Annotated in this window: 14 protein-coding genes, 1 pseudogene and 1 other annotated feature; of the genes and pseudogenes, 10 read left to right on the top strand and 5 right to left on the bottom strand. The window is 44.3% G+C overall.

Features of this window, described 5'->3' with window-relative positions:
* Positions 1-216: 216 nt before the first annotated feature.
* The 5 genes from bamD to yjjX all read left to right on the top strand — a co-directional run bounded on the left by bamD (position 217) and on the right by yjjX (position 5,206).
* On the top strand, positions 217-945 hold the full coding sequence (gene bamD / locus R7035_RS24170; RefSeq protein ID WP_005381876.1) for an outer membrane protein assembly factor BamD: 729 nt from the start codon (positions 217-219) through the stop codon (positions 943-945).
* Between the two features lie 148 nt (positions 946-1,093).
* Complete coding sequence (locus tag R7035_RS24165; RefSeq protein ID WP_309473959.1) at positions 1,094-2,575, top strand: lytic transglycosylase F; 1,482 nt, start codon at positions 1,094-1,096, stop codon at positions 2,573-2,575.
* 325 nt (positions 2,576-2,900) lie between these two features.
* Positions 2,901-3,227 carry a ribosome hibernation-promoting factor, HPF/YfiA family gene (gene hpf / locus R7035_RS24160; protein WP_005381889.1) on the top strand — a complete coding sequence of 109 codons (327 nt, stop codon included), beginning with the start codon at positions 2,901-2,903 and terminating at the stop codon, positions 3,225-3,227.
* 108 nt (positions 3,228-3,335) lie between these two features.
* Positions 3,336-3,457, top strand: a sequence feature (Phe leader region).
* Between the two features lie 12 nt (positions 3,458-3,469).
* The gene (gene pheA, locus R7035_RS24155; RefSeq protein ID WP_017636154.1) at positions 3,470-4,648 is read left to right on the top strand and encodes a prephenate dehydratase; all 1,179 of its coding nucleotides are present in this window, start codon (positions 3,470-3,472) and stop codon (positions 4,646-4,648) included.
* Between the two features lie 24 nt (positions 4,649-4,672).
* Complete coding sequence (yjjX, locus tag R7035_RS24150; RefSeq protein ID WP_025768441.1) at positions 4,673-5,206, top strand: inosine/xanthosine triphosphatase; 534 nt, start codon at positions 4,673-4,675, stop codon at positions 5,204-5,206.
* A gap of 110 nt (positions 5,207-5,316) precedes the next feature.
* On the opposite strand, the gene trpR is transcribed toward yjjX, so the two are convergent.
* The gene (gene trpR / locus R7035_RS24145) at positions 5,317-5,625 is read right to left on the bottom strand and encodes a trp operon repressor (RefSeq protein ID WP_005381892.1); all 309 of its coding nucleotides are present in this window, start codon (positions 5,623-5,625) and stop codon (positions 5,317-5,319) included.
* A 13-nt stretch (positions 5,626-5,638) separates the two neighbouring features.
* Positions 5,639-7,585 (bottom strand): murein transglycosylase, encoded by a 1,947-nt coding sequence (sltY, locus tag R7035_RS24140; protein ID WP_395238050.1) that lies wholly within the window; start codon positions 7,583-7,585, stop codon positions 5,639-5,641.
* A 364-nt stretch (positions 7,586-7,949) separates the two neighbouring features.
* Here sltY and ettA point away from each other — a divergent pair, with 364 nt between their 5' ends.
* From ettA to R7035_RS24125, 3 genes are all read left to right on the top strand, one after another.
* On the top strand, positions 7,950-9,617 hold the full coding sequence (gene ettA, locus R7035_RS24135; RefSeq protein ID WP_005381894.1) for an energy-dependent translational throttle protein EttA: 1,668 nt from the start codon (positions 7,950-7,952) through the stop codon (positions 9,615-9,617).
* A 230-nt stretch (positions 9,618-9,847) separates the two neighbouring features.
* Positions 9,848-10,207, top strand: a complete 360-nt coding sequence (locus R7035_RS24130) for a PilZ domain-containing protein (RefSeq protein ID WP_065274196.1) — start codon at positions 9,848-9,850, stop codon at positions 10,205-10,207.
* A gap of 39 nt (positions 10,208-10,246) precedes the next feature.
* Entirely contained in the window at positions 10,247-11,248 is a 1,002-nt protein-coding gene (locus R7035_RS24125; RefSeq protein ID WP_005381900.1) for a M23 family metallopeptidase, read from the top strand.
* Positions 11,249-11,325: 77 nt separating this feature from the next.
* Here R7035_RS24125 and tyrA read toward each other — a convergent pair whose 3' ends face one another.
* The 3 genes from tyrA to nagZ form a co-directional block, all read right to left on the bottom strand.
* Positions 11,326-12,453 (bottom strand): bifunctional chorismate mutase/prephenate dehydrogenase, encoded by a 1,128-nt coding sequence (gene tyrA, locus R7035_RS24120; protein WP_005381901.1) that lies wholly within the window; start codon positions 12,451-12,453, stop codon positions 11,326-11,328.
* Positions 12,454-12,474: 21 nt separating this feature from the next.
* Positions 12,475-13,551, bottom strand: coding sequence for a 3-deoxy-7-phosphoheptulonate synthase (locus R7035_RS24115; protein ID WP_005381904.1), 1,077 nt, complete (start codon positions 13,549-13,551; stop codon positions 12,475-12,477).
* Between the two features lie 207 nt (positions 13,552-13,758).
* The gene (nagZ, locus tag R7035_RS24110; protein ID WP_132936769.1) at positions 13,759-14,742 is read right to left on the bottom strand and encodes a beta-N-acetylhexosaminidase; all 984 of its coding nucleotides are present in this window, start codon (positions 14,740-14,742) and stop codon (positions 13,759-13,761) included.
* A 99-nt stretch (positions 14,743-14,841) separates the two neighbouring features.
* On the opposite strand from nagZ, the gene R7035_RS24105 reads away from it, so the two are divergent.
* Together R7035_RS24105 and murQ are read left to right on the top strand one after the other, a co-directional pair.
* The gene (locus R7035_RS24105; protein WP_104975870.1) at positions 14,842-15,954 is read left to right on the top strand and encodes an anhydro-N-acetylmuramic acid kinase; all 1,113 of its coding nucleotides are present in this window, start codon (positions 14,842-14,844) and stop codon (positions 15,952-15,954) included.
* 36 nt (positions 15,955-15,990) lie between these two features.
* Positions 15,991-16,143, top strand: a pseudogene (murQ, locus tag R7035_RS24100) (N-acetylmuramic acid 6-phosphate etherase); the annotation flags it as partial.

The following is a 16,143-nucleotide window of genomic DNA, read 5'->3' as shown; positions in this document are numbered from 1 at the left end:
AATTCGGCGATAGCTTGGTCTAAACGTTGACCTAACTGGCTATCTTTTACGGTATTTGTTAATACAATCTGCTGAGCCATATCGAACTTTTTTAAAAACTGTGAGACTAATGCTCACGACTGTGAAAAAATAGACTATTACGTCATTGTATCTGTTACTGGAAAGAAAGTAACGGCAGCTTAAGAAATATTTAGATTCAAGGAACAGACTCCTGATATGAAACGTCAGACTTTAACAGGCCTTTTAGCGGTATCCCTTCTGTTTGGATGTGCAAGCAAAGAAGAAATCGTTCCTGATGTGCCGCCTTCGGAACTGTATGCAGACGCACAGATTTCTCTTCAAAGTGGTAATTGGCTTTCTGCAATTGAGAAACTGGAAGCATTAGACTCACGTTACCCATTCGGTGCCTACTCTGAACAGGTGCAGCTTGACCTAATCTATGCGTACTACAAAAACGACGACCTTGCTTTGGGCTTGGCAACCATTTCTCGCTTTATGCGTTTAAACCCAACCCATGAAAAGATGGATTGGGTGCTGTACATGCGAGGTCTAAGCCACATGGCGCAAGATCGTAACTTTATGCATGATTTATTCAGCGTAGATCGAAGCGATCGCGATCCTGAACCGGTAAAAAAAGCGTTTGATGACTTCAAAAAACTACTTCAACGTTACCCGAATAGCCCATATGCAGAAGATTCACAAAAACGTATGGTCGCGCTGAAAAACCGTCTAGCGAACTATGATTTAGCGACTGCTGACTTCTACCTTCGCCGTGAAGCTTGGGTCGCTGCTATTAATCGCAGCCAAGAGCTACAAAAAGCGTATCCAGACACAGAAGCTGCACGTAAGTCACTGACTATCCAGCTAGAGGCCTACAAGCAACTTGGTTTGGAAGACGCCGTAGCAAGAACTGAAAAGCTTATAGAGCTCAACCCTGTGAAGTAATTGAACTTGCTTTAAACTGAACCGCCACCGTTTTTACCGTGGCGGTTTTTTATTACTCTCAATAGTGTATTCAGCCCTTTCTTGATGATCTTCCTAGCTCCACATATGCTTAAAGTTCTCCTCCCCCCTTTATAAAAAGGATGTGAACGTGACGATATCTAAGCTTTGCGCAGTTATGCTGCTCCTATTGTCTGCTTCCGTTTGCGCACTGCAAATCTCGCCGCTCAAACAGCCTCCTTATACTGGGGACCTCGATGTCATCAAGGAGAAGAATGTACTGCGCGTCTTAGTTTCTGCTGATTTAGGCTTTTACTACATTGAGGGCGGCACACCAAAAGGCATAGGCGCGGAATTGCTGGCGCATTTCGAAAAAGACCTTCGTAAACTCAAACCAAAGCTTAACGTACAAATTATTCCTGTTGCCCGCGACCAGCTACTGCCAGCCTTAGAAAACGGTTCAGGTGACTTAGTTGTCGCCAACCTGACTATTACCGACACGCGCAAACAGAAAGTGGAGTTCAGTTCACCCATTCTCACTGACATTCAAGAGTGGGTAGTGACAAACAAAAGCACACCAACGATGACGAAAATCGAACAACTGAGCGGCAAAGAGATTTGGGTGCGCGCCAGCTCTAGCTACTTTGAAAGCATTCAGACACTAAATAAGAAACTAAACAAAAAAGGCTTACCGCCTGTTATCGTGCACTTTATTGAAGAAACACTTCAAGATTATGAGCTGGTCGGAATGCTCAACAATGGTTACGTCAAAGCCATTGTTCTCGATAGCCATAAAGCCAAGCTTTGGCTGAAAGTGATGGATGATATTCGGGTGCACAAAAAAATCCCTATCCGCAAAAATGGCAAAATTGCTTGGGCAATGCGAGAAAATAGTCCCAAATTAAAAGCCGTCGTGAATAAGTTCATCCAGAAGTCTCGCTCTGGGACACTACTCGGTAACGTTATTTACGGTAAATACATCGATAACACGGGATGGTTGAACAGAGCTCTTAACCCTAAGAAAATTGCTCAACTAGAAAAACTCGCAGCGCTATTTTCACGCTATGGTGAGAAATACGATATCGACTATTTACTGATCGCTGCAATCGCTTACAAGGAGTCAGGATTTAATAACGACCTAGTTGGAAGCCGAGGTGCCGTTGGCATAATGCAAGTCCTACCCAGCACCGCTCAAGATCCGAATATCAATATCAAAAATGTTCGACAATTAGAAAACAACATTCATGCTGGAGTGAAATACTTAGCTTTTTTGCGTAAGCAGTACTTCAGTGATCCTGATATTACTGCACAAAATAAACTCTACTTTACATTGGCGGCTTACAATGCGGGCCCCGGCAATGTAGAGCGTATTCGTAAGCGTGCAGCCCAACAAGGTTACGATCCTAATGTTTGGTTTAATAACGTGGAAGTCGTTATGCGGAAAAGTTTAAGCTCAACGGTTGGGTACGTCACAAGCATTAATCGCTACTACATAATATACAAACAACTAGAAAGTTTGGACCAAGTCAAAAGTCTAGAAAGGGTTTCACTAGCCCCAAAAGACCCCATTTTCATGATACCGCTACGAAAAGTCAGCCAAATGCCAGACAGTAAAAAGCCACTTGTACAGTAAGCGGCTTTTTAAATGGATTCATTGGAAAGACTCAGTGATCGTCATCACACCTTACGTGTAGTTAAATTTTAACCACCTCAAATATTAGGCCGTAAAACTTCCCTAATAACGAGGCCGTTTTCAGCTGAGTACTCTATTCAATCTACGGATTTACTAACCGATAACAAGCAATTTCACGATAAATCTCAGAAGTTCTTGAGTGAGATCACATTCATTTTTCATCATAAAAAACCCGAGCAAAATAATGATCTGAATCACATTTTTTTATGCTTAAAGCGGTAATCTGAACTCAACCCATGAGGGATGCAACAGAGGAAAAACACTTATGACAATGAATATCACTGGCAAAAACATCGAAATCACCTCTGCAATCCGAGCTCATATTGAGAGCAAATTTAAAAAACTGGAGAAATGGCAAGTAGACCTAATTGGTTGCCAAGCAACTTTCAGTGAGGAACCAAACAAACAGAAGAAATTCGAAGCGGTTATCAAAGTTCCTAAAGGCCAGCTCATTGCCTCAGCAACTCACGAAGATCTTTACGCAGCTATCAACGAAGTGGAGCAAAAACTAGAACGACAATTGAACAAGCTGACCCACAAACCTGAAGCTCGACGTGCAAGTAAGCCTGAGCTAGTGGAAGAAGAAGAGTAAACTGAACAGATTGAGGAAATAGCGCCGAAAGGCGCTATTTTTTTGCTTGACGCTCTCCCCAGCCTTGCTTATTGTGTTTAAACACTCATAAATTAAGCACTATTTATGCATTTAACCTCACTGTTTATTTTTGACTTCTTTTTCCTCCCATAGTTGGAGGGGCGAACTCGTTTGTGAAAGAAAAGTCAAAAACAAACAGAAAGCCTCCCAAATCGGGAGGCTTTTTTATAAGGAAAGAATTGATGACTGACCAACCTATTTCCCTCGAAGAAATTCGTTTACGCTTGAATGAGTTGGATGACCAACTTCTCAGCTTATTGTCTGAGCGCCGTAAACTCAGCATTGAAGTAGCCAAAAGCAAAGTACAAACCTCAAAGCCTGTTCGCGACGCCGTCCGTGAACAGCAATTATTGGTCAAGCTGATTTCTAATGGCCAAGATAAATACGAACTTGACGCGCAGTACATCACCAAACTTTTCCATACCATCATTGAAGACTCAGTTCTGCTTCAACAAAGTTATCTGCAAAATCTCGTTAACCCACAGCAAAGCCGTAAGCCACTTGCTCGCGTCGCTTTTTTAGGAGCCAAAGGCTCTTATTCGCACTTGGCAAGTCGCGAATACTTCAGTCGTAAAAATACGGAGCTTATCGAGCTCAACTGCGAGCACTTTAAAGAAGTGACTCAAACGGTTGAATCTGGCCATGCTGATTATGGCGTTCTGCCAATCGAAAACACCAGCTCAGGCTCTATTAATGAAGTGTATGACTTACTACAACACACGACGCTTTACATCGTTGGAGAGCTAACTCAACCAATCGAACACTGCTTGGTTGCGAAAAAAGACATTCGTCTGGAAGATATTAAAACGCTGTATTCTCACCCTCAGCCACACCAACAGTGCAGTGAGTTTTTAAGCCGTATGAAAGGGGTAAAGCTGGAATCCTGCGCGAGCACAGCAGATGCAATGCAGAAAGTCCAAGAGATGGATCGTGATGATGTGGCTGCAATTGGTAATGCATCAAGCGGTAAGCTATATGGCTTGCAAGCAATTCAAGGCAACATCGCAAACCAAACCGAAAACCATACTCGCTTTATCGTGGTTGCTCGTAAACCGGTTGAAGTTTCTACTCAGATTCCAGCAAAAACCACATTGATCATGTCGACCTCCCAAGAGGCAGGCTCATTGGTTGAAACACTATTAGTGCTGCAACGTTACGGCATCAATATGACCAAGCTGGAATCACGCCCAATTATGGGGAACCCGTGGGAAGAGATGTTCTACGTAGACTTGACATCACATCTTGCTTCGACAGAAATGCAACAGGCACTTGAAGAGCTAACAAAAATCACTAAGCACTTGAAAGTATTAGGCTGTTACCCGAGTGAGAACGTAAAGCCTACGCAAGTAAAATTGAGTTAATAGACACCAGTGAGTAAAAAGATCATGGCAACCCAAAAAGTCGTAATCGCATCGCTAAACCCAGCCAAAATTAATGCAGTTCAAAGTGCATTTCGTAATGCATTTCCGCATCAAGAGTTCAACTTCGTTGGCATCAGTGTACCGAGTGAGGTCGCAGATCAGCCCATGACGAATGAAGAAACTCATCGTGGTGCGCTAAACCGCGTTAAAAACGCAAAAGTAGAGATGCCAAACGCGGATTACTATGTCGGTCTCGAAGCGGGAATTGAAGCAAACGTGACGTTTGCTTGGATGGTGGTTGAGTCAGAGACTCACCGCGGTGAATCTCGTTCTGCAAGCTTAATGTTGCCGCCAAAAGTCTTGGAAAAACTCAAGGATGCGAATGAGTTGGGAGATGTAATGGACAAAGTGTTTGGTACTGATAACATCAAACAGAAAGGTGGCGCTATTAGCCTACTAACCCAAAACCAGCTAACTCGAAGCTCGGTCTATCACCAAGCCTTGATTCTGGCTTTGATTCCATTCACAAACCCTGAGCACTTTCCTTCAAATTTATAACACTCAGCCTATTCTCTAGATACGCAAAAGGGCGGATATTTCCGCCCTTTGTAATACGTTATCTTAGTCAATTGTAACACCAAGGCCTAAAAGCAAATTGGATATACTGTCTACTTAGATACCGCAACTTGTTCTAACAAGACTTTCAACTTGTCTTTTTCTTCATCAGATTTCGACTTTAGTTCGTTAGAGCCACGAGTAATGGTGGCAATGCCCACACCAAGCATCTGACTGATCTGACGTTGAGATAATTCTCCTTTAAGAAGTTCGTTAATTATATTAACGCGTGATATTAATGACTCTCTCTCATCACGTGACATCAGCATTGTTAACAGCATGTCATCTTGCTGGGTGCCCATACTTGTTCGAATTAGCTCAATAATCTGTTGCCAGTCTTTGTACTCGGGTTCGTGCGACATCAAGTTACCTCACTCAATACTTGGTATTGATCTCATGTTGATTCAAGAACGCGCCATCGATACCCAAAAGATCACGATAGTATGTTTCAAACATCAAGATGTTTTGTACATAACCGCGCGTCTCTTTAAATGGAATTGCCTCAATAAAGGCATAAGCATCCACTTTTCCTTGGGTACGCTCTCGCCACGTTTTTACTCTGTTAGGACCTGCATTATAAGCAGCAAGAGCAAAAATACGATTATTATCGTAATCCTCTAATAAACCTTGCAAATAATGGCTACCAATTTCGATATTTTTTCCTACATTGTAGAGATCCTTCGTACCTTGATAACTCAACTTATATTTACGTGCCGTGTACTTCGCCGTCGCAGGCATGATCTGCATAAGACCACGAGCGCCAACTGGAGAGCGGGCTTCAACATCTAACGCACTTTCCTGTCGAGCGAGAGACATCATCGTGACGGGATCAATGTTGTGCTTTTTCGCATAAAAGTTAAACCACCAGCGGTGTGCTATTGGGAACCTAAGTTCGATATTATCCCACATCTGCGCTTGAATACTCGCGGTCACCGTTAGGTGATGCCAACGTTTAAATGATGCATAAGCCGCCAACATCGCCTTTTCATCTTTCCCTACGCGGCGCAGTAAGTGTGCCCATTCACTCTTCGCTGCTGCGATTTTATCCGTCGCGATCAACTCTTCGATACGAGCTAACGAGTCTTGATAGGGTTGAACAACTTTCTTATCCAACTTAACCGTATGCGTTGGGTATTTGATTGATTGCCCGATTGCATTGGCGGCAGCCACACTGTAGAAGTTTCGTTGCCCAAGCAGAGTTGCTAAACGCTGTTTCCCCGCGATGTCATCACCTAACGCTATTTCACTTCTTCCAAGCCAATATTGCCAGCGTAGCGTGGCTTGTTCTTCTTTATTTAGAACAGCAATCCACTCTTGTACGCCTTTCCAATCTGCATTTTGAATCGCTAAGCGGATGCGCGTTTCAATCAACGGTAAGTACTGACTGGTTTTCGTTTTATCATCGCGCCATTTAGCTAATGACTCAGACTCCGTACGAGTCAATCGAAATGCAATATAGTCGGCAAGTTCTTGCGCTTTTTCTGGAGAAAACTTCTGTCCTTTAATGACAGCATCGTACGCACCTTGTGCTTGGCTAGTGTTCATGCGAGCCAACTTTTCTAACGCATATTCACTTTGCGCTCGATTAAAATCATTCGCAGGTTTTTTCTTCGCGAATTCCGCAACACTTGAAGGATTATCAAACAACGCTTTCATTTCTTTGGCTTGTTGCTTTGCCTGCGCTGATTTAGGCAGTTTGAGCAAGTAACTCATCAAACCGCCATTACGAGCATCAAACGCCAGTAACATACGCTGTAGAATCAGTTCATCGGTACGCTCACCCGCCTTGTCCCATGCTTCAAATAATGGGTCACACTCATCAGCAATGCTGATGCCACGTAACCACATATGTTCAGCCCCTTTAAACGCCGCGACTTTCTTGCCTTGCTTTAATTGAGCGACGTAGAAAATACATTGGTAACGCTCACCACTAGGAATGACTTTTTGAAACTCAGTAATGGTTTTCCAATCTTTTTGCTTATAAAGATGATTGAGGTATGGAGCGCGAACTCGACGAGAAAATGGAAAAGACTCGTGCTCAGAAATAAACTCGTTCACCTGTTGTGGTGACTTTTCCGGTAACTGTCTAATAAAAGTGCGGTAATCCACATAAGGCGTTAGTGGATAGTCAGAAATTTTAGGACGAATCGAAAGGTATCCGTCGATGTCATTTTTATCTAATAAATCTTGAGCTTGCTCATATACTTCGCGCTGCTTTTCCAAACTCAGCGCGGCATTAGCACTCAAACTCATAGCACACAACGCGGCGGCGCAGCATACGTTTTTAGCCAATTCAGATACGTTGAATCTCATTTGTGTCATTTTCCCCAGACATATACTGCCCTAAAGCCTAGTTTTGTTAGAGTTCATGTGATGTTAAGGCAATTTTCACACATGCATCTATTTACACAGAATGCAGATGTCCATGTAAAGCAACTTAGTGTATTAAAAATTGTACTCGTCAAACTTTTAAGACGATGGAGACAAAGCGTTTCTAACTCGCATAGAAAACACTTCGTCATTCTTAACGAATAACAAAAGTGTATACCCTAACCGTGTAAGTTTCCGGTCAGCTCAAAATAAGAAATCCATTCGTTAGGGAAATTCTTGCAATGCGGTAACAAAAACAAAGCACTTGGTATAAAATGATGGGTTTGAATGACAGTTAATTTAGGAACGATCGGCAATGGCTGAATACGTATATACCATGTCGCGGGTGAGCAAAATTGTGCCACCTAAGCGTCAAATTCTTAAAGACATCTCTCTGAGCTTCTTCCCTGGTGCGAAAATCGGTGTTTTAGGTCTGAACGGTGCAGGTAAATCCACACTGCTACGTATCATGGCAGGTATCGACACGGATATCGACGGTGAAGCGCGTCCACAACCTGGTCTAAACGTAGGTTACCTACCTCAGGAACCAGTATTAGACGAATCAAAAACCGTTCGTGAAGTTGTTGAAGAAGCGGTTGCTGACGTTGCTGACGCTCTGAAACGTTTGGACGCAGTCTACGCAGCATACGCTGAACCAGATGCAGACTTCGACGCACTTGCAAAAGAGCAAGGCGAGCTAGAAGCCCTTATCCAAGCGAAAGATGGCCACAACCTAGAAAATGCGCTTGAGCGTGCGGCAAACGCACTTCGTTTACCTGAATGGGACCAAAAAATTGCGCACCTATCAGGTGGTGAACGCCGCCGTGTGGCTATTTGTCGCTTGCTACTTTCTAAGCCAGACATGCTACTGCTTGATGAACCTACCAACCACCTAGATGCAGAATCAGTGGCTTGGCTAGAGCGCTTCTTAGTGGATTACACAGGTACCGTAGTAGCCATCACCCACGACCGTTACTTCCTAGATAACGCTGCGGGCTGGATCTTAGAACTGGACCGTGGTGAAGGTATCCCATGGGAAGGCAACTACACCTCATGGCTGGAGCAAAAAGACGCTCGTCTACAACAAGAAGCCTCCCAAGAGAGTGCTCGCCAAAAGACTATCGAGAAAGAGCTTGAGTGGGTACGTAAAAACCCTAAAGGTCGTCAAGCGAAGTCAAAAGCACGTATGGCTCGCTTTGAAGAACTGCAAAGCTCTGATCATCAAAAACGTAATGAAACCAATGAACTATTTATCCCACCAGGTGAGCGTCTAGGTGATAAGGTTATTGAAGTGAAGAACCTGACCAAGTCATTTGACGGTCGAGTTCTGATTGATGACCTGTCATTCAGCATCCCTAAAGGTGCAATTGTTGGTATCATCGGTGCTAACGGCGCAGGTAAATCGACGCTATTCAAGATGTTAAGTGGTACTGAACAACCAGACTCGGGCACAATTGAGATGGGCGATACAGTAAAACTGGCATCGGTCGATCAGTTCCGTGACAGCATGGACGATTCTAAAACCGTATTCCAAGAGATCTCTGAAGGTGCTGATATCATTAAGATCAACAACTTTGAAATCCCAGCTCGTGCATACTGTTCACGCTTTAACTTTAAAGGCAGTGACCAACAAAAGATTATTGGTGAACTATCGGGTGGTGAGCGTAACCGTGTCCACCTTGCGAAGCTGCTTAAAGCGGGCGGTAACGTGTTGCTACTCGACGAACCAACCAATGACCTTGACGTTGAAACACTGCGTGCTCTAGAAGAAGCGTTACTAGAGTTCCCTGGTTGTGCAATGGTTATCTCGCACGACCGTTGGTTCCTTGACCGTATCGCTACCCACATCATTGACTACCGTGACGAAGGCCAAGTTAACTTCTACGAAGGTAACTACACAGAGTACATGGATTGGTTGAAGAAAACATTGGGTCCTGAAGCCGCAGAACCACACCGTATCAAATACAAGCGTATTGCGAAGTAATCGCAACCCACAAAGTTTGATTGTAATTTGTACAAAGGCCGCTATCATAGCGGCCTTTGTTTTCTTTGTTATAAAAAGAGCTCATTAGCCCGTCTCGTTCGTTAAGAACATGACATTGCACTTACGTCACTCTGTAGCGACTTCGACACTTTTCAAACAACAATCGAACATTTTTTGTTCGTATTGATATACTATTCAATTCTGTTTGACGACCTGACGAGAATATTCATGTGACAGAGAGACGACGCTTTTCACGTATTCTCCATCAAGCTCCAGCTAAGATAGAACAACGTGACTTGGCAATTGAAGCTAGGATTCAAGATCTTTCCTTGCATGGTTTACTCATGAAAGTGGAAGAGACTGAGGCTTTGGATCCAACCCTTCCAGTCCATGTGACTTTTTCATTTGATCAATCCGAACAAGTGATTACGTTAAAAGCGCAAATTGTGAATGTCTCTAAGTGTGAGGTTAGGTTGAAGATCGCTAAGATAGACATCGAAAGCATTAGCCAACTAAAACGATTTATAGAATTGAATGTAGGCAATAACGACCTTCTGAATCGAGAGTTAGAGCACCTCTCTGGTTTTTAGGAGAAAAATAAATGAACGCCTATTTAAGTAACAATAACTATGTCTAAAAAAATCATCATGCAGATCCCGACGAAAGACGGCGATCAGCAGTTCTATTTGGGCCGCAGTTCGGTCCTAGCAGTATTTGCTTCAGTATTGGCATTACCCGCCGTCGTTGGTGGCGCGTGGTACCTTAATCAGCAGCAGATGCACAATAAAGACGAACTAACACAAATCATCGCCAAACTGGAAAGTGAAAAGGCCGAAGTGACGGCTCTTTACGAAGAACAGCTTGATACCAATCATTCGCTTTCCCAGTCTTTGACGGACAAAAACAATCAAATTCAGCTATTGGGCAAACGGGTATTCGACGTTGAATCGGTTTTAGGTCTCGCAGACGAAGAGTTGATGATCGATGAGAACAGCATGGGGTTAGAGGAGCGAATTGACGCAGCCGCTATCGATTCTGCTGTTCGAGCGACGATGTTCCGTTTGATACCAAATGACAGTCCAGTCACATACCAACGTATTTCTTCTTCTTACGGCAGTCGTATTAATCCGATTTCAGGTAAGAGGCATGTTCATACTGGTATCGATCTGACTTGTAAAAGAGGAGAAGAGATCCTGGCACCGGCTGACGGTGTGGTGGAAACCGTTCGCCCGAGCAATCGTGGTTATGGTAACTATGTCACCATTCGTCACTCATTTGGCTTTATGAGCTCCTTTGCTCATCTACAACGCTTCAAAGTGAAAAGCGGTCAGTTTGTTAGTAAAGGCGACATCATTGCTCAATGCGGTAACTCTGGCAACTCCACAGGGCCACACTTGCACTATGAAGTACGCTTCCTCGGACGAGCACTCAACCCTCAATACTTAATGGAGTGGACGCCAGAAAACTTCAATGACGTCTTTGAAAAAGAGAAAAAAGTGAAATGGGGACCTTTGGTTCAATTGATTGATAACGTTGTACGTCTACAAGTCAATTTAACCAATTCACCCTATCGCGATACCAGTATCAACACAGTATCAAGTGAAGATACGAGTAATACTGCGACGAACTGATTTGTCCATCAACACGAAAAAGAGCAGCTTACGCTGCTCTTTTTGTTTCGGACTCTGCACGGCTAAATGACCCGTGATTAGCCGCGATGAATATTATCATTCGCCTGTTTGAGTAAGTTTTGGCTCTCATTCATAAATTGTTGAGAATAAGTACCAAACCAATCACTCACCTGCTTAAAGCTTTCGATGAATCGCGCTTTGTCTCTGCTATCCAGAATCGCTACCGCATCACCTAAACGCTGATGGAATCGCTTGATCATATCGATATTCTCTTGAGAAGAGAAAATGATATCACCGTACAAGTTCGGATCCTGACCAAACAGTCGTCCCACCATCGCCAATTCAAGGCGGTAGATTGGCGAGCTTAACTTCAACAACTGATCGATGTTCGGATTCTCTTTGCTAAGGTGCATACCGTAAGCAAACGACGTGAAGTGGCGCAGCGCCTGAATCAACGTCATGCCATGATCGTGCTCTTGTGCATCGATTTGGCACAAGCTTGCGCCCCAAATCCCAAACTGTTGCAATAGCCATTGGTAATGCTCGTGACCACGGCCATCACAGTACACAATAACCTGCTTGGCAAGGCTCGGAACATCTGGGCCAAACATTGGGTGCAAACCAACCACAGGACCTTGGTGCACATTCAACATTGCTTGCAGAGGCTTCGACTTGATAGAAGTCAGGTCACACAGAATGCAGTCTTGCGGCAAGTTCCCCAGTTTTTCGATCACCCCTTCCGTTAGATGAATCGGCACCGTGACCACGACTAAACCCGCGTTGTCTAGAATCTCATCCGCATGATCCCAGTCTTTACTGCCGAGAACTTTGACCTGGTAGCCCGACAATTTGAACATACGCCCAAACAGGCCACCCAATTGACCATTACCACCAATAATAACAACTGAGCGTAAATCAGGGTTCAAACACTTAAAACCGGAATCTTTCTCGCTGGCATAAGACTCACGCATTGTTCGACGCAGAATATCTTCAATAAGCTGTGGAGGAATTCCCATTTTTTCAGCTTCAGCGCGACGAGAAGCTAACATCGCCGCTTCGCGGTCTGGAGCATAAATTGGCAAACCATGTTCGCTTTTTACTTCCCCAACTTTCTCTACGAGCGCTAAACGCTGAGCCAATAGCTCCAACATTTGCTTGTCGACTGCATCAATCTGATCGCGTAATGCGTTAAGTTCAACTGCCATTGATGTTCCTTAAATCCTGTATTAATTAGCCTTTAGACGATTTTCTAAGAAAGGCACTAGCTCTTCATGTGCATGACGTAATAGTGCCTCAGTTGAATCCCAATTGATACATGCGTCAGTGATAGATACACCGTATTTCATCTCTTCAAGAGCTAAGTCAGAAGATTGATTTCCTTCATTGATATGGCTTTCAATCATAAGACCGATAATAGATTTATTGCCTTCACGGATTTGATGAATCACATCCTCCGCGACTAATGGCTGGCGACGGTAATCTTTACGTGAGTTGGCGTGACTGCAATCCACCATTAATGAAGCATCAAGACCAGATTTCGCCATCTCTTGCTCACACTCAGTGACTGATACCGAATCGTAGTTAGTTTGCTTGCCGCCACGTAAGATCACATGTCCATTAGCATTGCCCTGGGTGGTCAACAGTGCGACTTGTCCCTCACGGTTAATTCCCATAAAACGGTGGCTAGAGGACGCAGCTTGCATCGCGTTAATTGCGGTTGCCAAACTGCCATCGGTGCCATTCTTAAAACCGATTGGCATAGACAGGCCGCTTGCCATTTCACGGTGAGTTTGTGACTCCGTCGTACGAGCACCGATGGCTGCCCAGCTAAAAGTATCCGCCAAGTATTGTGGGCTAATTGGGTCTAGAGCCTCAGTCGCGAGCGGGATTTCCATCTCTGCCAACTCCACCAGAAGTTCGCGTCCAACATGCAGACCGTGTTCAATATCGAAACTGCCGTCTAGGTGTGGGTCATTGATCAGGCCTTTCCAGCCGACCGTGGTGCGCGGCTTCTCAAAGTAAACACGCATAACAATATACAGTTGGTCACTTAGTTGTTCAGAGAGTGCTTTAAGTCGCTTTGCGTAATCCTTCGCCGCTTCTACGTCGTGGATAGAACATGGACCGCATACAACAAGCAGGCGGTGATCCTTCTTGTGAATAATATTAGCGATAGTTTGACGAGACTCTTGAATAAAGCGACGTGCTTTTTCACTCAAAGGAAGCTTGGTTTTTAGTTCCTCCGGAGTAATAAGAACCTGTTCTTCGATAATATTAATATTGCTCAACTCACTTTTCTGCATAACTCTAACCTGTATATTTATTTTTACACCCAACCAAACCTTTGGTGAGACAACTAAGCTTTAACGACAAGATAACAGGCTAAAAAAGAAAAACAAGCGTACAGAATAAAAAACATTTAGTGTAAACTTAAGTTTACAGTCAAATTAAAAGCCAAAGTATAATTAACTTTGGCTTCTCATCGCTGTTTTGAATCTTTTACAAGAGGTTTAGCTAGTCAAGCGTTTCATCGCTTCACTCGCCGCTTTCCACTCTTGAGATAGCTTAAGTTCGCTTGGAGAAAATGACTGTTTTTTCAGTAATCCATCCGCGAGTGGCACGGTTGAAACCGGTAAGTTGTCTAATACCTCAACGTGCGCTTCTCGTTTATTACACATTAACAACATATCGCAACTAGCTCTCAATGCTTGAGCACCTCGCTCGGCTGGGCTGCCCATAATCGCAGCGCCTTCCATGGTCAAGTCATCCGAAAAAACCAAACCTTTAAAACCCAATTGCTGACGCAGGACCTGTTTTAACCAGTATTCAGAACCGCTGGCTGGTTGAGCATCATAATGTGGGAAAATCACGTGAGCAGGCATCATGGCATCTAAAATACCGGCATCAATTTGCGCTTTGAAGATCGCCATATCTTGTTCAAAAATATCACTGCGCTCATCGTATGGTGTTTCTAGATGTGAGTCTGCAATCACGCCACCATGTCCAGGGAAGTGCTTGCCTGTCGTTGCCATGCCAACACTCTTCATTCCCTGCATATATGCAGTGCTATAGCGAAGAATGGTATCGGCATCTTCACCGAATGCGCGGTTACCGATCGCTTTACATTGATGGCCTTGGTCAAGTACCGGGGCAAAGCTTAAATCAATATCATGGGCAATCAGCTCTGCTGCCATTAACCAACCGCCCATACGAGCAAGCTCTTCACCATTTTGATGTTTAGCGTACTCATCAGCAGCAGGAATTAATGAGAAACCTTCACGAAAGCGCTGCACTCGGCCGCCTTCTTGATCCACACCGATCAAAAACGGGCGCTTAGCCGCCTTTCGGATGGATTGAGTAAGTGCTTGAAGCTGTTCGCTATCATGATAGTTGCGAGCAAATAGAATTAAGCCACCAACCGTAGGATGCTCCAAGATTTCTTTGTCTTCAGCGGTCAGTTCATACCCCGCAACGTCAACCCATAACGGTCCCATGTTTTCTCCTCAAAATCGGCTGAATATCTCGTATTCGATGAGGTTATTCGCTTCAGATTTGCTTTACAATAAGTGAATGAAGAATTGACGAGATCGGCTATGAAATTTAACGAACTGTACATTGGTGTGATGTCTGGAACGAGTATGGATGGCGTTGATACCGCTCTAGTTGAAATAAGCGATGAGCATGTTCGCCTGATTGCGCACGACGACTACCCAATGCCCGCAGCGCTAAAAGACATGCTGTTATCTGTTTGTACCGGTCAAGCAACAAATTTAAAAACCATAGGTGAACTTGACCACCAGCTCGGCCACCTATTTGCAGATGCCGTGTTACAGCTGCTCAATAAGTCTGGTTACGTCGCAGAGCAAATTCGTGCGATTGGTAATCACGGTCAAACAGTGTTCCATCAGCCTACCGGAAACTTGCCGTTTACCACTCAATTGGGCGATGCCAACATTATCGCGGTCAAGACAGGCATTGATACGGTAGCGGATTTTCGTCGTAAAGACATGGCGCTAGGTGGACAAGGTGCCCCACTCGTCCCTGCTTTCCATAAAAGCATTTTTGCGATGCAGGATTCCACAACTGTGGTGCTTAACATTGGAGGCATTGCCAATATCTCTGTACTGCATCCAGAACAACCAGTCATTGGCTATGACACAGGCCCGGGCAATATGTTGATGGACGCATGGTGTGCGCTGCATAAAGGGCAAAGCTTCGACGAAGATGCACAATTTGCACTTAAAGGAACGGTAAACGCTACTTTGTTGACTCAATTACTCAAAGAAGCTTACCTCGCCATGCCAGCCCCTAAAAGTACCGGACGAGAACTGTTCAATATTGACTGGCTGCATCAACAACTGGCCCATCACAATTTACCAATCGAAGACGTACAACGTACACTTTGCGAGTATTCTGCAATTACCATTGCCAACGAAGTCGACAAGTTTTCTCATGGCATCACACCTCAACTATTGGTCTGTGGCGGTGGAGCAAGAAACCCACTTTTGATGCAGCGACTAGCTAAGTTATTGCCACAATGGAGCGTTGCGACAACGGCAGAAAAAGGCGTTGATGGCGACTACATGGAAGCAATGGCGTTTGCTTGGCTTGCGCAGCGCCATATTCACGACCTCCCTAGCAACTTACCGGAAGTTACGGGGGCAAGTCGTCTCGCTTCACTGGGTGTACTCTATTCAAAAAATTAAGGGCAATAGATCCTAAACAAAAAGGCTTAATTCATTATGACGAACGATGCACTTATCGCAGCTTTATCCCATCTGGTATCTGAAGGGCGAAACCCAGACACCATGGACATCGACTTGCTGCCTTCTCTCGATATTGTTCAACGCATCAACCAACAGGACAAACTCGTTCCTCTTGCCGTTGAAAAAGTG

The sequence above is a fragment of the Vibrio sp. 1731 genome (assembly GCF_033339955.1).
Taxonomy (GTDB): Bacteria; Pseudomonadota; Gammaproteobacteria; order Enterobacterales; family Vibrionaceae; genus Vibrio; species Vibrio alginolyticus.
The sequence above is the reverse complement of the archived record's forward strand: the minus strand, read 5'-3'. Positions and strand labels throughout refer to the sequence as shown.